The organism is Lactobacillus kalixensis DSM 16043, from assembly GCF_001434335.1.
GTDB lineage: Bacteria > Bacillota > Bacilli > Lactobacillales > Lactobacillaceae > Lactobacillus > Lactobacillus kalixensis.
Map to the genome: position 1 here is coordinate 30,978 of NZ_AZFM01000001.1, position 19,785 is coordinate 50,762.

At 37.6% G+C, this 19,785-nt stretch carries 16 protein-coding genes and 1 tRNA gene; 16 read left to right on the forward strand and 1 reads right to left on the reverse strand.

Annotation, left to right across the window (positions count from 1 at the left end):
* Positions 1-16: 16 nt before the first annotated feature.
* The 16 genes from FC46_RS00170 to FC46_RS00245 all read left to right on the forward strand — a co-directional run bounded on the left by FC46_RS00170 (position 17) and on the right by FC46_RS00245 (position 19,023).
* On the forward strand, positions 17-2,686 hold the full coding sequence (locus tag FC46_RS00170) for a calcium-translocating P-type ATPase, PMCA-type (RefSeq protein WP_057797021.1): 2,670 nt from the start codon (positions 17-19) through the stop codon (positions 2,684-2,686).
* Positions 2,687-2,801: 115 nt separating this feature from the next.
* Positions 2,802-3,947 (forward strand): CDP-glycerol glycerophosphotransferase family protein, encoded by a 1,146-nt coding sequence (locus FC46_RS00175; protein WP_057797022.1) that lies wholly within the window; start codon positions 2,802-2,804, stop codon positions 3,945-3,947.
* Between the two features lie 10 nt (positions 3,948-3,957).
* Entirely contained in the window at positions 3,958-5,388 is a 1,431-nt protein-coding gene (locus FC46_RS00180) for an oligosaccharide flippase family protein (protein ID WP_057797023.1), read from the forward strand.
* Between the two features lie 2 nt (positions 5,389-5,390).
* On the forward strand, positions 5,391-6,089 hold the full coding sequence (locus FC46_RS00185; protein ID WP_057797024.1) for a glycosyltransferase family 32 protein: 699 nt from the start codon (positions 5,391-5,393) through the stop codon (positions 6,087-6,089).
* Positions 6,086-6,550: a SprT family protein gene (locus FC46_RS00190; protein ID WP_057797025.1), complete on the forward strand. Its 465-nt coding sequence runs from the start codon at positions 6,086-6,088 to the stop codon at positions 6,548-6,550. Before FC46_RS00185 ends, FC46_RS00190 begins: the two co-directional genes overlap by 4 nt.
* Before the next feature lie 47 nt (positions 6,551-6,597).
* A tRNA-Leu gene (locus FC46_RS00195) sits at positions 6,598-6,685 on the forward strand.
* 108 nt (positions 6,686-6,793) lie between these two features.
* Positions 6,794-7,444, forward strand: a complete 651-nt coding sequence (locus FC46_RS00200) for a glycoside hydrolase family 73 protein (protein ID WP_057797026.1) — start codon at positions 6,794-6,796, stop codon at positions 7,442-7,444.
* A gap of 96 nt (positions 7,445-7,540) precedes the next feature.
* Positions 7,541-9,793 (forward strand): DNA helicase PcrA, encoded by a 2,253-nt coding sequence (gene pcrA / locus FC46_RS00205; RefSeq protein WP_057797027.1) that lies wholly within the window; start codon positions 7,541-7,543, stop codon positions 9,791-9,793.
* 33 nt (positions 9,794-9,826) lie between these two features.
* On the forward strand, positions 9,827-11,833 hold the full coding sequence (ligA, locus tag FC46_RS00210; protein WP_057797028.1) for an NAD-dependent DNA ligase LigA: 2,007 nt from the start codon (positions 9,827-9,829) through the stop codon (positions 11,831-11,833).
* A gap of 13 nt (positions 11,834-11,846) precedes the next feature.
* Positions 11,847-12,986: a CamS family sex pheromone protein gene (locus tag FC46_RS00215; RefSeq protein WP_057797129.1), complete on the forward strand. Its 1,140-nt coding sequence runs from the start codon at positions 11,847-11,849 to the stop codon at positions 12,984-12,986.
* An 11-nt stretch (positions 12,987-12,997) separates the two neighbouring features.
* A complete protein-coding gene (gene gatC, locus FC46_RS00220) occupies positions 12,998-13,306 on the forward strand; it encodes an Asp-tRNA(Asn)/Glu-tRNA(Gln) amidotransferase subunit GatC (RefSeq protein ID WP_057797029.1) in 309 nt (102 codons plus the stop codon).
* A complete protein-coding gene (gatA, locus tag FC46_RS00225) occupies positions 13,306-14,745 on the forward strand; it encodes an Asp-tRNA(Asn)/Glu-tRNA(Gln) amidotransferase subunit GatA (protein WP_057797030.1) in 1,440 nt (479 codons plus the stop codon). Before gatC ends, gatA begins: the two co-directional genes overlap by 1 nt.
* Before the next feature lie 4 nt (positions 14,746-14,749).
* Positions 14,750-16,180, forward strand: a complete 1,431-nt coding sequence (gatB, locus tag FC46_RS00230) for an Asp-tRNA(Asn)/Glu-tRNA(Gln) amidotransferase subunit GatB (protein ID WP_057797031.1) — start codon at positions 14,750-14,752, stop codon at positions 16,178-16,180.
* 27 nt (positions 16,181-16,207) lie between these two features.
* Positions 16,208-17,128, forward strand: a complete 921-nt coding sequence (locus tag FC46_RS00235; RefSeq protein ID WP_057797032.1) for a diacylglycerol kinase family lipid kinase — start codon at positions 16,208-16,210, stop codon at positions 17,126-17,128.
* 67 nt (positions 17,129-17,195) lie between these two features.
* Positions 17,196-17,897 (forward strand): TMEM175 family protein, encoded by a 702-nt coding sequence (locus FC46_RS00240; RefSeq protein ID WP_057797033.1) that lies wholly within the window; start codon positions 17,196-17,198, stop codon positions 17,895-17,897.
* A 37-nt stretch (positions 17,898-17,934) separates the two neighbouring features.
* A complete protein-coding gene (locus FC46_RS00245) occupies positions 17,935-19,023 on the forward strand; it encodes an acyltransferase (protein WP_057797034.1) in 1,089 nt (362 codons plus the stop codon).
* 50 nt (positions 19,024-19,073) lie between these two features.
* Here FC46_RS00245 and FC46_RS00250 read toward each other — a convergent pair whose 3' ends face one another.
* Positions 19,074-19,781, reverse strand: a complete 708-nt coding sequence (locus tag FC46_RS00250; RefSeq protein ID WP_057797035.1) for a Bax inhibitor-1/YccA family protein — start codon at positions 19,779-19,781, stop codon at positions 19,074-19,076.
* Positions 19,782-19,785 lie beyond the last annotated feature (4 nt).

Here is a 19,785-nt window from a genome sequence, read left to right on the forward strand (position 1 = left end):
TTACTGAGGAGAAAAAATGGCTAAGAAATATTATACTGAGACCATTCCTGAAACCGAGAAGGATTTAAATACTTCTTTAGCTGATGGTCTAACTACTGATGAAGTAAAAGCTCGTTTAAATAAATATGGGCCTAATGCTTTAGCTGGTAAAAAGAAGAAGAGCATGTTTATGCGCTTCGTCGATCAATTCAAGGACTTCATGATCATTGTTCTAATTATTGCCGCACTATTATCTGGATTCTTAGCAAAAGAATGGACAGATGCTGCAATTATCATGATCGTTGTATTGTTAAATGCCATCTTAGGAGTCTTTCAAGAAGCACGTTCAGAAGCTGCAATTGAAGCTTTAAAAGAAATGGCTACGCCGAATGCTCACGTCAAACGCGGTGGAGCAATTGTTGAAATACCAAGCACCGAAATTGTACCGGGTGATGTAGTTCTTCTTGAGGCTGGAGACGTAGTCCCAGCTGACTTGCGTTTGACCCAAGCACATAGCTTGAAGATTGAAGAATCAGCTTTGACTGGTGAATCCGTTCCAGTTGATAAGAGTGCTGAAACCTTACAAGGTGACGATGTTGCCTTAGGTGATCGTATTAACATGGCTTTTTCTAGTACCAATGTAACTTACGGACGCGGTGAAGGAGTTGTTGTTACTACCGGGATGAACACCGAAGTTGGTAAGATTGCCACCATGCTGAATGAGGCCGATGAAACTGACACTCCTTTAAAGGAAAACTTGAACCAACTTGGTAAGACATTAACCCTTATGATTTTGGCAATCTGTGTTATTGTCTTTATCGTTGGTGTTCTTAAAGCAAATCCAGCTGATCGAAACTCAACTTTGATGATCAATATGTTCTTAGTTGCAATTTCTTTGGCTGTTGCTGCAATTCCAGAAGGCTTACCTGCTATTGTAACCATTATTTTGGCCTTAGGTACTCAAACAATGGCTCGTCATAAAGCAATTGTTAGAAAGTTGCCTGCTGTTGAAACTTTAGGTGCAACTGATATCATTTGTTCAGACAAAACTGGGACTTTGACTCAAAACCGAATGACTGTTGAAAAAGTCTTTTATGATGGTCAAGTTCACGATGATAGTCAAGATATGGCTGAAACTACTTCAGCAATGATGTCAATGGTTCTAGCAAATGACACTAAAATTGAAAACGGTGGCGACTTACTGGGTGATCCAACCGAAACTGCTTTGATTCAATATGCTTTTGACAAGAACATTGATGTTTCTACCATGCTTGAAAAATATAAGCGTGTTCAAGAAGTGCCATTTGATTCAGAACGTAAGTTGATGAGTACGGTTAACAAGTACGGCGATAAATATTTCGTTGCTGTCAAAGGTGCTCCAGACGAATTATTGAAGCGAGTTAAGTTTGTTGAAATTAACGGTAAAGTTTTGCCAATTACTCAAGACCAACGTGATGATATTTTAGCAAACAACAAACAGATGGCTAAACAAGCCTTGCGTGTCTTGGGCCTTGCTTATAAAGTCGTGGAAAATTTATACGACGATCCTTCAACTGAAAATGTTGAACAAGATTTAATCTTTGCTGGTTTAGTCGGCATGATCGATCCAGAACGTCCTGAAGCTAAAGCTGCTGTTGAAGAAGCTCATAGTGCTGGCATTAGAACTGTCATGATCACTGGTGATCATCAGACTACCGCTCAAGCCATTGCTGAAAGATTGGGAATTTTAAAGCCTCATCAAGATTCTCGCGTTTTAACTGGAGCACAACTTGATGAATTAAGTGACGACTACTTCATTCAACATATCGGTGACTACAGCGTTTATGCGCGTGTTTCTCCAGAACACAAGGTAAGAATTGTAAAGGCTTGGCAAGCAAACGGTAAGATCGTTGCCATGACTGGAGATGGTGTTAACGACGCTCCGAGTTTGAAGCAAGCTGATATTGGTATCGGCATGGGAATCACTGGTACTGAGGTATCTAAGGGTGCTAGTGACATGGTTTTGGCCGATGATAATTTCGCAACTATTGTTGAGGCTGTTAAGCAAGGTCGAAAGGTATTTAGTAATATTCAAAAAGCCATCCTTTACCTCATGAGTTGTAATGTGGGTGAAGTATTAACAGTCTTCATGATGACCATGCTTGGCTGGGACATTTTGGAACCAGTTCAGCTTCTTTGGATTAACTTGGTAACTGATACTTTGCCAGCGATTGCTCTTGGCGTTGAGCCGGTTGAAGATGGAATTATGAAGCGTAAACCTCGTGGTAGAAAGTCTAACTTCTTCAATGGCGGTGTTGCAAGTTCTATTATTTATCAAGGAATCTTGGAAGGCGTCTTAGTCCTTGGTGCATACCAGATCGGTTTGCATGTTGGTCCTCACGTAGGAAATGCAGCAATGCAACATGGCGATGCCTTGACAATGGCCTTCTTAACTTTAGGACTTATTCAATTATTCCACGCAATTAATTCTAAATTTATTCACCGATCAATCTTTGGCAAGCATACTTTTGCTAACAAGTGGTTCAACTGGGCTATTTTGATTGCTGCCTTGATTATGGCAGCGGTCGAATTACCGTTTATGACCAAGTTCTTTGACGTAACAGAACTTAATGGGAGTCAATGGTTAGTAGTTCTAGCTGCTGGATTTTCTATGATCTTAATTGTAGAAATTGTGAAGTTAATTCAACGACAAATGGGTAAAGAATAGTAAATTTTTCATAAGAGATAGGGATTCTTTCTTCTATCTCTTATTTTTTATTGGTTAAAATAGTATTATGATTGTTGATATACTATTTTTAAAAGAATAAAGAGAATTTTTATTGATGAAGAGTTTACTTTTTCGCATATATTTAGCGCTGATGAAGTTTTATGCGTACTTCAATCCAATTCAGCCAAATGAAATCGTGATTTTAAATGGGGCCGGACGATCTGGTTCAAATGGTTATCTTTTTTATAAATATCTACAGACCAACCACCCAGAGTACAATGTGACTTTAATTGAGCCGTGGCCATCCTCACACCTTGGCCGGATGACCTGGAAAAAAATTGGTCAAGCGCGCTACATTGTGACAACACACCAACCTTTTAAAGTAAAGAAGGGGCAGTTAAATATTCAGCTCTGGCATGGTATTCCGCTTAAGCGGATGGGAATTATGGCCAATAACACTAATTTCCGTGATAATAAGCGTAATGAGAAGTTATGGCACAAAGATACTGATCTAGTTGCTTCAAATTCTGATTTGTATGAAACTTTGATGTCATCGTGTATTGCTGTTGAAGCTAAGAAATACCATAAAACAGGTTTTCCAAGATTTGATGCTTTAGCAAATCCGATTATTTCAAAAGAACAATTATTAAAAGACTTGTTTGATCAAGAAGATAAGGATGCACAAATCGGGATCTACATGCCAACGTTTCGCTATGAATTAGAAGATCAATCAATCATGGATCAAATTGCTAAAGGGAATTTTTTTGCCTTTTCTGATTTTGATGGTGAGCAATTAAATGCGGCATTAAAAGAAAAACACCAATATTTGATTGTGAAATTACATCCTTACGAAATGCGTTTGTTTGCTAAATTGAACAGTTCATATTCAAACATTGCCTTTTTGAACAATGACTATTTGTTTGATAATAACTATGATCTATATGAACTGCTCGGGGATACTGATTTCTTGATGACGGATTTTTCATCGATTTATTTTGATTACTTGCTACTGAACAAGCCAATAATTTTCATCACTAATTATCTTGAACAATATGAAAAAACGCGTGGCTTGCTTCTTAGTCCATATGAAGAAGTAACGCCTGGATTTAAGGTGAATACGCAAGAAGAATTAATTAAGCGCTTGTCTGAACTTGATAGCCGCGAGCAAAAGAATATGCGGCTTTATTGGCGTGATTTGACTCATGAAGTAAGAGGCAATAACTGTGAGCGCTTGTTTGATGAAATGACGAAGATGTATTAGGTGAATTTGCGTGAAAAAAACATTCTTAAATATTGTCTATAATGCGGTTTATCAGATTTTTTTGGTCCTTGTACCGTTAATTACGGTGCCATATCTTTCAAGAGTTTTGGGACCGAAAACTTACGGAATCTATAGCAGTGTTAATAACACAATGCAGTTTTTGATGGTTTTTTGTACTTTATCAATTTCTTACATTGGAATGCGGACGATCTCAAGAACTAGAACTTATGGTAGTCCTCAAGATTTAACAGATGCTTTTTGGGGACTGTGGTATTTTCAGGGCATTGCTGGGTTAGTAACCATTGTGTTAGTGGTTTCTGTTTGCACCATTTTTCGGATTCAATACTGGCAAGAAATTCTTTTGATGGCGCCATTTTTAATTTCCGCACAAGTGGATATCTCTTGGTTTTTTCAAGGACTAGCAGATTTTGGGCGCGTTGTTTTAAAAAATACAGCGGTAAAATTGGTCTCAGTAGTTTTGATTTTACTCTGGGTAAAAAGTCCAGAAGATTTGTGGAAATATTTATTGATAATGTCAATTTCGACAATGATTGGTTCGTTTGTTTTTTGGTTTGATATTCACCGCTATGTAGGCCGGCCTGTAAAGCACTTTTACAAATATCAAACGACCATCAAGGCAATTATTACATTGCTCATTCCGCAGATTGCAACCCAAATTTATACTTCGCTTGATAAGCCAATCTTAGGTATTTTTCAGAATTCAACCCAAGTTGCTTACTATGATAATTCACAGCGGATTTCTAATATGATTTTGGGTGTGATCACCAGTATTTCACTTGTTATCATGCCAAAGATGGCGGGAGAAAGTGAAAAAGAGCAGCAGGTTGTTTTGAAGAAGTCACTTGAAGCTACCGTTATGCTGGGAACCTTGTTTGCGGTTATTATTATGGCTAATACTAAACAGTTTGTCCCATTTTTCTTTGGTAAGAAGTTCATTCCAATGACGCCATTGATGTTTTTCTTCACATTGACAATTATCATGATTCCGACTGGTGGGGTTTTTGCCAACCAATTCGCCTTAGCAAATCGAAGAGATAAAGATTATGCCATTCCGGTAATCATCGGAGCATTCTTAGAAGTTGGTTTAAGTGCCTTTTTAGACCGCTATTATGGTGCAGCTGGAGCTATGATTGCAATTTTAGTTACCGAATTCATTGTCTTGATTCTGCGATTGTGGATTGTACGTGATGGTTATGACTTTAAGTATTCATTCCAAGATATTCCAAAGTATTTTTTGATTGCAGTCATCACATTGGCTGCGGGAATGCTGATACCAAATGTGATTCCATCAGCATTTTTCAATATGGCATTTAAGTCAATCGTCATGTTCATTCTCTATATGGGATTGATGTTTGCCATGAAGCTCGATTTCAATCAAGATATTATTCAATTATTCAAAAAGTTTCTTAAAAGAGGTTAATAATGATTCCAAAAATTATTCACTATGTTTGGGTTGGGGGAAATCCTAAGCCTAAGAATATCCAGCGTTGCATGAAGACCTGGCAAAAGCATTTAAAGGACTACAAGATTATTGAATGGAACGAAGATAATTTTGATATCCATGAAAATAAGTATGTTGAACAAGCTTATAAGGCAAAGAAGTGGGCCTTTGTTTCCGACTATATTCGTGCTAAGGCTATTTATGAACAAGGTGGAATTTATTTAGATACCGACGTTTTAGTTTTAGACAATTTGGAAGACTTACTCAATAATAAGGCGTTTGTTGGTTTTGAAAATAAGGAAAACCCATTTACAGCTGTTTTTGGAGCAGAAAAGCACCATCCTTTACTAAAAGATATGCTGGCTTATTATGATGATCGCAATTTTGAATTTGATAAAGAAGATCAATTAGCCGGAGTAAATACTGTTTCTGTATCTGATATTTTAAAAGAAAAATACGGTGCTAAGGCAAATGGAAAAGAGCAGATGATTAAAGATAATATCCATGTTTATCCAGATGGTGTCTTGTGTAATCCTTCTTCTGAATCAAAAACAATTCATGTCTTCACTGGAACTTGGATGGAAGGAGAAAAGCCATTGAAGCGCAAGATTGTGACTGCTCTGAAAGTTAGAATTAAAACTAAAAGAGAAGCAGCGCTGTATGCTAAGATTTTCCGATGAAGCAAACAGATTTACAAGAATTAGTGGAAGAAGTTTCACTTAAATATTTCGGGCGTCCCTTTGTTCACCAAGTTAAAATTAATAAGCGCATGCGAACAACTGGCGGACGCTATCATTTAGAAGATCATCATCTTGAGATTAATGCACATTTTTTAGAACCTGAATATCATAGTGACTTAATTGGGATTATTAAACATGAATTATGTCATTATCATCTGCACTTACTTGGAATGGGTTACCAACATCGCGACATGGATTTTAAGCGATTACTGCAAAAAGTTGGTGGTAGCCGTTATGCACCAGATATTGGATTGAGAAAAAAGCAAAAGGTTAATTACATTTACGAATGTCAAACTTGTCACATGCAATATCTTCGTGTGCGGCGGCTTAATGTGCGGCGTTATCGCTGCGGAAGATGCGGTGGAAAATTACGTTTAGCAAAAAATATGAAAAAGTTGTAAATTTCACTTGCATGATCTAGATTTATGGGGTACTATATTTAAGTGCCGCGGGCGTGGCGGAATGGCAGACGCGCAAGACTAAGGATCTTGTGATCGCTTTAGATCGTGGAAGTTCGAGTCTTCTCGCCCGCACCAAAAAGAAGTCGCTGTTGAGCGGCTTCTTTTTTTATACAAAAAAGCACGTAATCATAATATAATAAAGTCTAATGAGAATGATGTTGAATAACGAAACAGGAAGTTTATATGGCTAGAAAAAGCAAAAAACGCCGCATTTCAAAGGCCGCGGTAGTCATCTTAAGAACCTTTTTAATTTTATTTCTTTTATTAGTAGCTTTTGTCAGTTTCAGATATTATCGCAGACAGGCAATGCAGTCTGAACAAATTCGCCAAGCACAATTGCAGCGTCAACAGGAACAAGAAAAACTAATGCGTCAACGGCGCGCATTTATCAAAAAAATTGGGCCAATTGCTCGTGAAGTTGATAAATCATTCGACCTTCTTCCAAGTATTACAATTGCTCAAGCTTGTCTTGAAAGTGATTATGGGCAAAGTGATTTGGCACAGAAATACAACAACTTATTTGGGGTTAAGAGTTCTAATCCAAACACTTCTGCTGTAATGACGACAAAAGAATACACTAACGGTAAGTGGAAAACGGTAAAGGCACGGTTTCAAATTTATGATTCTTATGAGGCTTCAATTAGAGCACATGCTAGACTGTTTCAAAATGGTACAACTTGGAATGCTAAGCAATACAAACACGTTTTGGCTGCAAAAGATTATAAGACTCAGGCTAAAGCTTTAGTGACTGATGGTTACGCAACCGATCCCAATTATGCTTCAAAGTTAATCAGTTTGATTAACCAGTACAATTTAGATCAATACGATAAATAATTTTAAAAAGAGTTTAGAACATTTGTTCAAGCTCTTTTAATTTGCTATAATGGTAAGGCATATTTTTCTTAAATTTAAATTGTGAAGGGAATTAACATGAGCAAAGAATCAATTTTAGCTGGTTTAAATCCACAACAAAAACAAGCTGTTGAAACAACTGAAGGGCCACTTTTGGTTGTTGCTGGTGCTGGATCAGGCAAGACCTCGGTTTTAACACGTCGAATTGCTTATCTGGTTGAAGAACATAATGTTGCTCCTTGGAGCATTTTGGCAATTACCTTCACGAATAAGGCTGCTAGTGAAATGCGCGAGCGTGAGCAAAAACTTTTAGGTCCTGCTGCAGAGAGTATTTGGATGTCAACTTTCCACGCATTATGTGTACGAATTTTGCGTAGAGATGCTGATAAAATTGACTACAGCCACAATTTTTCAATTGCTGATTCAGCTGAGCAATTAACTTTAGTGAAGCATATTGAAAAAGACTTGAATATCAATCCTAAAATGTATGATCCACGTGCAATTTTATCGGCGATTTCCAATGGTAAGAATGACTTACTTACTCCAGAAGCTTTTGCAATGAGTGCTTCTTCACCTTTTGAGAAGATGACAGCTAAGGTTTATGAAGAGTATCAACGCCGTCTTAAACGTGATGAAATTATGGACTTTGATGATTTGATCATGCAGACTTTGGTTTTATTCAAAAAAGATCCAGCCACTCTACACTATTATCAAAATAAGTTCCGCTACATCTTGGTTGACGAATATCAGGATACTAACCAAGCACAATATGAATTAACACACGCATTAGCTGCTCAATATAAAAATATTTGTGTGGTTGGGGATGCTGACCAGTCAATTTACGGCTGGCGAGGCGCCAATATGGAGAACATCATGAATTTTGAGGAAGACTACAAAAAAGATGGTGTTCAAACTGTTAAATTGGAACAAAATTATCGTTCAACCGGGCACATTTTGTCAGCAGCAAACTCAGTCATTAAGAACAATCAAAACCGTAAAGCTAAGAACTTGTGGACTGATCAAGGTGACGGGCAAAAGATCACTTATTACAAGGCTCAAAGCGGCGATGACGAAGCGCACTTTATTATTTCTAAAGTTAAAGAAGAAGTGGATAAGGATAAGCGTAAGTACAAAGATTTTGCTGTTTTGTATAGAACTAATGCCCAATCACGTACGGTCGAAGAAGCTTTCGTTAAGTCAAATATCCCTTATCAAATTGTTGGTGGTCACAAATTCTATGACCGAAAAGAAATTAAGGATATCATGAGTTACTTAAAGTTGATCGCTAACCCGGCTGACACGATGAGTTTGAACAGAATTATCAACACTCCTAAGCGAGGAATCGGTGCAGCAACTGTGGATAAGCTGTTAGCTTTTGCAGATGAAAAGCAAATTAATGCTTTAGAAGCAATGGATAATGTTGATCAGTCCACTATTTCCACGAGAGCCGCTGCTAAATTAAAGGATTTTGCGGTTAAATTGCATGATGCAATTGCTTATGCACAGAATAATAGTGTAACTGGCTTAACTGAAAAGATTTTAGAAGATTTTGATTATACTTCAACACTTAAAGCTGAACATACCATTGAAGCAGATACTCGCTTAGAAAACTTAGACGAATTCTTATCTGTAACTAAGAGATTTGATGATCATTATGAACCAGAAGATGATGATTCAAACCAATTGAGCGACTTTTTAGCTGAAGTTTCACTATTGAGTGATCAAGATGATATCGATAATGATGACAATCAAGTAACTTTAATGACACTCCATGCTGCAAAGGGGCTAGAATTCCCAGTAGTATTCCTAATTGGGATGGAAGATGGATTATTCCCACTGTCTAGAAGTATGATGGATGAAAGTCAATTAGAGGAAGAACGTCGTCTGGCATATGTAGGAATTACTCGTGCTAAAGAAAAGTTGTATTTGACTAATGCTTACTCAAGAATGATGTATGGCCGTACGCAGAATAATCCGTCATCACGTTTTCTTGATGAAATTGATCAAAAGGACTTGGATATCGAAAATTCAGCTGGCGTAAGCGGCAATGCTTTTATTGGTGGAAATTACCAGGCACAAGCTGCACCGTTTGCTAAGGCAGATGAACGAGCACGTGCGCAAGTTTACACAACTGCTAAGAAGGCTTCTGGAGCTGTTGGTGCCGAAAAGAAAGGCTGGCATGTTGGTGACCAAGTTGAACACAAAGCTTGGGGACTTGGAGTTGTTACCAAGGTTAGTGGTGAAGGCGAAGATAAGGAATTAGATATTGCTTTTGCAAAAGTCGGTGCAAAACGTCTTCTTGCTGCCTTTGCACCAATTAAAAAGGTATAATTTAACTATATTTGATTTAGTCAGGAGAAAAAAATGGTAGAAATAACTCTTGATGAAGCGCAAAAAGAAGTTGCTGAGCTTAGAAAGCAGCTAGATGAATGGGCGGAAGCCTATTATTCAAAAGATGCGCCTGAAGTTGAAGATAACGTTTATGATCAAAAATATAATCGCTTACTAGAACTAGAAAAAGCTTTTCCCAAATTAGTGACTCCAGATTCAATTACCCAAAGAGTCGGTGGCCAAATTGACAATGAATTCACTAAGGTTGAACACGCAATCCCGATGCTTTCAATGGGGGATGTTTTTTCAAAAGATGAACTACGTGAATTTGACCAAAGAATACAAAAATTAGTAGGTCATCCTGTGGAATACAATGTGGAATTAAAAATCGATGGTTTATCTTTATCCCTTGAATATGAAAATGGCCGTTTGGTTCGTGCCTCAACTCGTGGTAATGGTAGTGTGGGTGAAGATGTGACTAACAATGCACGTTATATCAGTGATATTCCGCAAACTCTACCTGAGCCGTTAACTATAGAAGTACGTGGTGAGTGTTATATGGGTAAGGAGGCTTTTGCTAAACTTAACCAAGAGCGCGATGAAAAAGGACAAGAAGTCTTTGCTAATCCAAGAAACGCGGCAGCAGGTTCACTTCGCCAGCTCGATGCTAAAATCACGAAGAAAAGACAACTTAGCACTTTTATCTATACTTGGGTAAATCCACCAGAGTATATCACTAGTCAATATCAAGCGATTGAGGAAATGCACAAGTTAGGTTTTCACACTAATGAAACTTGTCGCAAGTTATCGACACTTGATGAAATTTTTGCTTTTATTGATGAATATACTACTAAAAGAGATAGTTTGACTTATGGCATTGATGGAATTGTTTTAAAAGTTGATGATTTAACTATTCAACAAGAACTAGGAAATACAGTAAAGGTTCCTCGTTGGGAAATTGCCTATAAGTTTCCACCAGAAGAGCAAGAAACTATTGTCCGTGAAATTGAATGGACTGTTGGTAGAACCGGTGTAGTTACACCAACTGCAGTAATGGATCCAGTACAATTAGCTGGTACTACAGTTTCTAGAGCAGTTCTACATAATCCTGATTTACTTAAGCAAAAAGATGTGCGGATTGGTGATACAGTTAAGTTGCACAAGGCTGGCGATATTATCCCTGAAATTTCTGAAGTTGTTTTAAGTAAGCGACCAGCTGATTCAGTACCTTACGAAATTCCAACAACTTGCCCATCTTGTGGACAAAAGTTGGTTCACTTGCGTGATGAGGTGGCACTTCGCTGCATTAATCCATCTTGTCCAGCACAGATTGAAGAAGGAATTATTCACTTTGCTTCAAGAACTGCGATGAATATTGCAGGCTTAGGACCTAAGATTGTTAAACAATTAATTGATAATGATTTGGTTCACAATGTGGCAGATTTATATCACCTAACTCCAGATGCCTTAGCTGAATTAGATCACTTTAAAGAAAAATCAATAACCAACTTGTTAACAGCGATTGATAATTCTAAGAGAAATTCGGTTGAATTATTATTAACAGGTTTAGGAATTGACCATGTTGGTAGTAAGGCTGCTCTTTTAATTAGTCAAAAGTTTAAAAATCTGGATAAGATTATGGTTGCAGACGTGCAAGATATTGCATCTATCGATACAATAGGTACGACAATTGCTGAATCAATGACGACATACTTCGCTCAACCTGAAGTGCAAAAGTTGATCGAAGAGATAAAAGAAAGTGGTCTTAACACTGAATATTTAGGTGCTGATTCATCAGAAGAGATTGCAGATAATTTCTTCAAAGGAAAAACGGTTGTGCTCACAGGAAAATTGGAGCATTATACAAGAAGTAAGTTTTCTGAAAAATTGCAATCTCTTGGTGCAAAAGTAACCGGTTCAGTTTCTAAAAAGACTGATTACGTCATCTATGGTAAAGATGCGGGCTCTAAATTTACTAAAGCTCAAAATCTTGGCGTAGCTCTCTTAACAGAAGAAGAAGCAATTGAACAAATCAAATAAAGGGACATCTATTGTGAAAAAATATTTGCAGATATTAATGTTAGCTGGAGTTGCTCTAACATTGAGTGCATGTGGTAACTTGAAAAATTCAAGTTTAGCTAATAACGCTACAACCACTGAAAGCGGTCGAAGAAAGACAAACCAGACTACTAATACAGGTCGAAATGGTTATAATGTTTTACTAAAAAATGGGGTATATCGAACAAGTCCTATTTCAGGTTTAACAGCAACTAACAATGATAATTCCGTTGATACACGTGAACTTGAACGTGGTTTGGTTCAAATTTCCAAGAATGTTTATTCCACTAATTCTTACACTTTCCAAGAAGGCCAATATCTAAAAGCTGCAACAGTTACAGATTGGCTTGCCCGAAAGTCTAAGTCAAATCCAACCGGTTTGAATCCAGCTGCAGGAACAAAGAAAAACTACATTCCATACTATCTTGAAGAAATTCAGGAACAAGATTATTTAACTGGTTCTGGTTCTAATTATCGCTTAGGCGGAATTAGTTTAGGCTTGGCCATGAATTCTGTGGATTATTATCAAAAAGTTAAAGATGGTCCACAATATCAAAAATCTATTTCTCGCTCAACGCAAAGAAGCGAAGGAATTAAAATGGCCAATACTATTATTGCGCGCCTCCGTAAGCGAAAAGCTTTGAAAAATGTTCCGATTACAGTCGGATTGTTTTCAAAGACTTCTAAAGACTCATTAGTTGGAGGAAGTTATTTTGCTTATGGGACAGCGAGCCCTAATAGTAGTAAAATATCTAAATGGAAATCTGTTTCGGTTAAAACCCAGGTTTTACCGACAGTTGGTAACGCTAAAGCTGTAAATAGTAGTGGTGCATCAAGTTTTAATAGCTTTAAGACAGCTATTCAAAATTACTTTCCTACAATTAGTGGAGTATCAGGAACTTTGCGTTATGAAAGTGGTAAGCTTGTACAAGAAAATATTTCGATTACGACACTATTTTACGGTTATGAACAAATTCAAAGTTTCACTCGTTTAGTTTTGTCGCAAGCTAAGAAATATTTATCAAAGGATGCAGCCATTGAAATTAAAATTGGCTCAGTTGATGATGTACAAGCATTAGTAGCCAAGGAATCAGCAGATAGTGACTACCAAGTTCACATCTATGGCGGCGAATAGGAGGTATTTGAGTGAAAATTACTGAAGATACGGTTAAGCACGTAGCTGAACTTTCAAGACTTGAATTCAGCGACGACGAAATCGGTAAGTTTACTGAACAAATGGGTGACATTATTAACATGGCTAGTCAATTGCAAGAAGTTGATACTGAAGGCGTTGACGAAACTGTGCAAGTAGTTGATCGTGATACTGTCTTTAGAGAAGACAAGCCAGAACACTGGGAAGGTCAAGATCGCGAAACTTTGATGGAAAACGTACCAGAAAAGGCAAACGGCTTCATTAAGGTTCCTGTAATTATTGAGAAGGACGATAACGAGTAATGAATTACTTAAACGAAACTATTGACTCATTAAATAAAAAACTTGCCAGTGGTGAAATTTCAGCAGATCAATTAGCTAAGGATACTGTTGCTAATATTAAAGAAACTGACAAGAAGTTAAATGCTTGGATTACTGTTGATGATAATGCAAAGCCAGCTGAAAACCTTGACTTTGCTAAGAACAAGTTAGCTGGTATTCCAATTGCTATCAAGGACAACATTGTTACTAACGGTATGAAAACTACTGCAGCAAGTCATATTTTGGATAACTTTATGCCAATGTATGATGCTAGTGTAATTACCAAATTGAAAGATGCACAAGTAACTTTCGTAGGTAAGACTAACATGGACGAATTCGCAATGGGTTCATCTACTGAACACTCTTACTTTGGTGCTACTCATAATCCATGGAACTTAGACAAGGTTCCAGGTGGTTCATCTGGTGGTTCTGCAGCTTCAGTTGCAAGTGGTCAAGTTGTAGCAGCTCTTGGTTCAGATACTGGTGGTTCAATCAGACAACCAGCAGCATTCAACGGTATTTTTGGTATTAAGCCAACTTACGGCCGTGTATCACGTTGGGGTCTTATCGCATTTGGTTCTTCACTTGACCAAATCGGTGTAATGACTAAGCGCGTTAAGGATTCAGCAGAAGTCTTGAACGTTATTGCTGGTGGGGATGAACATGATTCTACTGTTTCTCCTCGTGAAGTTCCTGATTTTACCAAGTTTATTGGTCAAGACGTTAAGGGTCTTCGCGTAGCTGTTCCTAAGGAATACATGGACGCAGTTAGCGGTGAAATGCGCGAAGTAATTCAAAAGCAAATTGATACTTTGAAAGAAGCTGGCGCAATTATTAACGAAGTTTCATTGCCACACACTAAGTACGTTGTTCCTGACTACTACATTATTGCTTCAAGCGAAGCTTCATCAAACTTACAAAGATACGATGGTATTCGTTACGGCTACCGTGCAAAGGATACTAAGAACTTACTTGATGTTTACGTAAAATCTCGTTCAGAAGGTTTTGGTACAGAAGTTAAGCGTCGTATCATGCTTGGTTCATTTGCCCTTTCAGCTGGTTCATACGATAAGTTCTTCAGACAAGCTGCTAAGGTTAGAACCTTGATTTGCGACGACTTCGACAAGATCTTTGCAGAAAACGATGTTATCGTAGGGCCAACTACTACTGAACCTGCCTTTGGTATTGGTGAAGAAATTTCAGACCCAATCAAGATGTACAACAACGATATCTTGACTATTTCTGCAAACTTGGCTGGTATTCCAGCAGCTAGTGTTCCAGCTGGTTTAGTTGATGGTATGCCTGTCGGCTTACAAATCATGGCTAAGCGCTTTGATGAAGGAAATATCTTCAGAATTGCTGACTTCATTGAACGCTCAAACAAGTTTTATGAAAAAACACCAACTGGAATGGAGGATTAATTGAATGAATTTTAAATCGACTATCGGACTAGAAGTCCACTTCGAATTAAAGACTAAGAGCAAGATTTTCTCACCTTCACCAGTAACTTATGGTGCAAAGCCTAACACTGAAACTAACGTGATCGATTGGGCTATGCCTGGTGTCTTGCCAATGGTTAACAAGGACGTTTACCGCTTAGGTATTATGGTAGCTTTGGCAACTAATTCACATGTTTTGCCAACTACTCACTTTGACCGTAAGAACTACTTCTACCCAGATAACCCTAAGGCATACCAGATTACTCAGTTCTTCCAACCACTTGCTCGTGACGGCTATATTGAAGTAGAAGTTAACGGTAAGAAGAAGCGTATCGGTATTCACGAAATGCACATCGAAGAAGATGCTGGTAAGAACACTCACGGAACTAACGGTTTCTCATATGTTGACTTGAACCGTCAAGGTGTTCCACTTCTTGAAGTTGTTTCTGAACCTAATATGGAAACTCCAGAAGAAGCTTACGCATACCTTGAAAAGTTACGTAAGATTGTTCAATTTACTGGTGCTTCAGACGTTAAGATGGAAGAAGGTTCAATGCGTGTTGATACCAACATTTCGATCCGTCCTGCAGGCCAAAAAGAACTTGGTACTAAGGTTGAAATGAAGAACTTGAACTCATTTGATCACGTTCGTCGTTCACTTGCTTATGAACAAAAGCGTCAAGAACAAGTTCTTTTGTCAGGTGGTAAGATTCAAGTTTCAACTCGTCGCTTCGATGAAGCAACTGGTAAAACTGTACTTGAACGTGTTAAGGAAGGTGCAGCAGATTACCGCTACTTCCCTGAACCTGATATTGCTCCAGATCACATCAGCCAAGAATGGATTGATGAAATTGCTAAGACTCTTCCTAAGTCAGCATATGAACGCTACGATGACTATGTAAACAAGTTTGGTATTAAGCCTTACGATGCAAATGTCTTGCTTCAAACTAAAGAAAGTTCAGACTTCTTCGATGCAGCCGTAGCTGCAGGTGCAGATCCAACTCTTGCTGCTAACTGGATGAACACTCAAGTTAATGGTTACTTGAACGATAATCGTGTATCATTAGCTGATGTTAAGTTGACGCCAAAGCACCTCGCTGCAATGATCGAGTTGATTCAAGATGGTACTATTTCATCTAAGATTGCTAAGAAGGTCTTTGCTGAAACTATTGAAAATGGTACTGATCCTAAGAAGTACGTTGAAGAAAAAGGTATGGTTCAATTATCAGACTTGTCAGTTTTGGAACCAATGGTTAAGAAGGTTGTTGATGATAACCCTCAATCTGTTGAAGACTTCAAGAATGGTAAGGATCGTGCAATTGGTTTCTTAGTTGGTCAAATCATGAAGCAAACTCGTGGTAAGGCTAACCCTAAGGTTGTCAACAAGCTTTTGAACCAAGAATTAGCAAGTCGTTAAATTTAGTAGAAGAACCAGGTAGTAATTATGACTAGTAAAGCAAGATTAATTTATAATCCTGTATCCGGTCACGAGCAAATGCCAAAAAATGTGGCCGATATTTTGAACGTTCTTGAACAAGCAGGGTATGAAGCCAGTGCTTTTAGAACAACACCCGAAGAAATGAGTGCTCAAAATGAGGCTACCCGAGCAGCAAAAGCAGGTTTTGACCTAATTGTTGCTGCTGGTGGCGATGGCACAATTAATGAAGTAGTTAATGGTTTGGCATTCTTAGAGGAAAGACCTAAGATGGCTATTATTCCAGCTGGGACAACTAATGACTATGCTCGTGCTTTAGGTATTCCTCGTGACAGTATTTTGGATGCTGCAAAGATAATCCTAAAAAATAAAACTCGTAAGATGGATATTGGCGAAGCAAAATTCGATGATAAGCAGCAATACTTTGTCAATATTGCTGCCAGTGGTTCGCTTACTGAACTTACTTATGGCGTTGATTCAAGTATCAAGTCAGCTCTTGGCTATGCTGCCTACTTAATCAAGGGAGCAGAAATGTTGCCTCATTTAAGTGAAAACGAAATGCGTCTGACTTATGATGACGGTGTTTATGAAGGTAAGCTTTCAATGTTCTTGCTAGGGATGACTAATTCAATTGGTGGATTCGAAAGAATCATGCCAGACGCTGAATTAAGTGATGGTTTGTTCCAATTAATCGTTGTTAAACCATCTGATCCTGGTAATTTGTTGAAGCTAATGGCTTTAGCTTTGAATGGCAAGCACGTTGATGATCCTAACATTATTTATACTAAGACGCGCAGTTTGAAGGCAGAGCTAATTGGTAAGAGTGAAGGTGAAGAATTACCAGTTAACCTTGATGGTGAAATTGGTGGTTATTGTCCAGTAACCTTCAATAATTTGCAACAACATATTGAATTTTATGTTGGTGGATAAATAAAAGAAATAGTAAAATAGGGTTTGATTTTTGTGATCAAACTCTATTTTTGTGTGGGAGAAAGTTATGAGGAAACGTAAACATAAAGAAAATGATTTCCGAAGAGGGAGACGTAACTTTTCAAAAGATGAAATTGAAGAATTAAATGTAATCAAACAGCGACTTCGTGAGGCTGAACAAAATGAATCCAGAAGTTTGCGAGAGCATCTTCAAACCTTTAATGACGGGGTTCTAGCAATTATTATTACGATTATTGTTTTAGAAATTCAGCCAGCTCTTCATGAAGTACATTATGATCGATTTTTAGTAAGTATTTCGATATTCTTAATCACATTCTTCATAATTGCCGACTTTTGGTATGATCTTCATTTGATTTATGCTTATTATATTTTAAAACCGCGTAAAGCAACGGCAATTGTTGACTTTATTTTCTTAGCGGATTTAGCACTTTTACCTGTAATGACTAAATGGATTATGGAAGAGCCGTCAACTTTTGCCGTCGCTAATTATGGTGTGGTGTTCCTGATTGCAAAAATATTTGAATATCTGATTCAATATGTAGGAACAAAACAAACGTTGAATGGTAACTCGAAGATTATGGAAATCTTTATTAGTCGTTCTTTTGTTAGAAGGGTAATAGTTACATTACTTTCGAACGTGATTCTAATTAGCTTATCGTTCTATAGTCCACGAATAGCAATGATTCTATATCTAGTGGTCCCAATTCTTTCATTCGTTTATCCAATTAGGCCAAGTCGAATAAGATAGAAAAAGACATAAATAAAATTTAATTCATAGGTATTGTATGCAAAAGAAACGAATTCATTATTTAGACATCTTAAGAATCCTAGCCATATTTGGTGTAATTATTATTCACGTGTCGAGTCAGCAACCTTTCTATGCCAAAAATCTTCATACAGTTTCATGGATGGGTGTGAACTTTTGGGATAGTATTTCAAGATTCAGTGTACCAGTGTTTGTAATGATTTCTGGAGTACTGTTTCTAGATCCTAGTCGGCAGGTTGATATGCATCGGATATTTAAGAAAAATATTGTCAGGATTATAACTGCTTTTATCTTTTGGGATCTTTTCTATGCTTTTTATACTTTGCTGTTTGAGCAATATACACTGAGAACACTTATCAAACAAATCATTAGAGGTTATTCTCATTTGTGGTTCTTACCAATGATTGTTGGCTTATATTTGATAGTTCCTTTTTTAAGAAAAATCGTTAGCGATCAAAAACTAATGAAGTATTATTTGGTTTTAGCCCTGATCTTTTCGATTTTACTACCAACGTTTTATTCAACTTATCATGCATTAGCTAAACATCTTGATTGGCCGCTTGTAGTGCAATTACTAGTTGTGAATCTAGAAAAATTGACCAATCATATCTATTTCAGATTTACTTTACAGTTTTCAACGTATTTTGTGGCTGGATATTATTTACATCAAGCTCGCTTTTCTAAAAAAGCTAGAATGACCATTTATCTATTAGGCTTAATTGGTCTAGCAGGTGGCTGGGCATTCACCACTTACTTCTCTTTAAAATACAATAAGCCAATTCTGCCTTGGTATCAGTACATGAGTGTGCCAGTCGCAATGGCTAGTTGCGGCATCTTTGTCGGGATTAGAGAACTAGGTGAGAGGATTAACTGGGAAAAACATGCCGGTGCCGATAAATTCTTGCTCTTATTATCTAATTTAACCTTTGGGATTTATTTAGTTCATTTTATCTTCGTTAGAATCTTAGCAAATCAGCTGAATTGGTTTGCTTATATCCCTAATACTTTTATTGCAGTGCCGCTGGCTACAATTGTGATTTTCATTGTTTCAGCAGTCATCATGTATTTCGTAGCGCACATTCCATGGTTTAATAAGCATATAATGTAAAAAAAGACTTCCGATTTTTTCGGAAGTCTTTTTAAGTAGTTATAATCAAATTAGTTGCGGTTGTCGCTCATACCAAAGATTTGAAGCAAGAACATGAAAATGTTGATGAAATCCAAGTACATGTTCAAAGCACCAATAACTGCCAAACCGTTGTCTGAAACTTGATCCCCCATGTTGGAGTAAAGGTTCTTCATGTTTTGTGCATCATAAGCAGTCAAACCAGTGAAAATGATTACACCAATGAATGAGAAGATGTAGGTAACAGCTGGGCTACGCAAGAACATGTTTACGATCCAAGCAACCATGAAGCCGATTAAAGCAGCCCCAAGATAAGCTCCCCAATTGCTGAGGCTACGCTTAGTCATTGTTCCGAATGCAGCCATAGCGACGAAGACTGCTGCCGCTGAGAGAAAGGCAGTTGTGACTTGAGCTCCAGTGTAGAAGCCAAGAATCATTGCAAACTCAAAGCCATAGATGACCGCCATTATCATTAAGAAAGCAAATCCTAAACCCGGATTCTTCATTGATTTAAAACTAATTCCCATACTGAGGAAAATTGGAGCTAAGAAGATGATCCACATGGTAGCGGTGTTCATCCCCATAATTGCGCTTCTGAATGTGGTCATTGTTAAGTAAGCAGTCGCTGCAGAAACAAGAACAGCAAGTGCCATCACGCCATACATTTTTGATAAAAATCTGTTTATTGCGCTTATATCTTGAACATGACGACGTTCAGGATTAGATGAAAAATTATCCATAAAA

What these genes read in the sequence shown, in the direction of transcription:
- FC46_RS00170 (WP_057797021.1), top strand. Translation starts at nt 17, where the DNA reads ATGGCTAAGAAATATTATACTGAGACCATTCCTGAAACCGAGAAGGAT.
- FC46_RS00175 (WP_057797022.1), top strand. Translation starts at nt 2,802, where the DNA reads ATGAAGAGTTTACTTTTTCGCATATATTTAGCGCTGATGAAGTTTTAT.
- FC46_RS00185 (WP_057797024.1), top strand. Translation starts at nt 5,391, where the DNA reads ATGATTCCAAAAATTATTCACTATGTTTGGGTTGGGGGAAATCCTAAG.
- FC46_RS00190 (WP_057797025.1), top strand. Translation starts at nt 6,086, where the DNA reads ATGAAGCAAACAGATTTACAAGAATTAGTGGAAGAAGTTTCACTTAAA.
- FC46_RS00200 (WP_057797026.1), top strand. Translation starts at nt 6,794, where the DNA reads ATGGCTAGAAAAAGCAAAAAACGCCGCATTTCAAAGGCCGCGGTAGTC.
- pcrA (WP_057797027.1), top strand. Translation starts at nt 7,541, where the DNA reads ATGAGCAAAGAATCAATTTTAGCTGGTTTAAATCCACAACAAAAACAA.
- ligA (WP_057797028.1), top strand. Translation starts at nt 9,827, where the DNA reads ATGGTAGAAATAACTCTTGATGAAGCGCAAAAAGAAGTTGCTGAGCTT.
- gatA (WP_057797030.1), top strand. Translation starts at nt 13,306, where the DNA reads ATGAATTACTTAAACGAAACTATTGACTCATTAAATAAAAAACTTGCC.
- gatB (WP_057797031.1), top strand. Translation starts at nt 14,750, where the DNA reads ATGAATTTTAAATCGACTATCGGACTAGAAGTCCACTTCGAATTAAAG.
- FC46_RS00235 (WP_057797032.1), top strand. Translation starts at nt 16,208, where the DNA reads ATGACTAGTAAAGCAAGATTAATTTATAATCCTGTATCCGGTCACGAG.
- FC46_RS00240 (WP_057797033.1), top strand. Translation starts at nt 17,196, where the DNA reads ATGAGGAAACGTAAACATAAAGAAAATGATTTCCGAAGAGGGAGACGT.
- FC46_RS00245 (WP_057797034.1), top strand. Translation starts at nt 17,935, where the DNA reads ATGCAAAAGAAACGAATTCATTATTTAGACATCTTAAGAATCCTAGCC.
- FC46_RS00250 (WP_057797035.1), bottom strand. Translation starts at nt 19,781, where the DNA reads ATGGATAATTTTTCATCTAATCCTGAACGTCGTCATGTTCAAGATATA.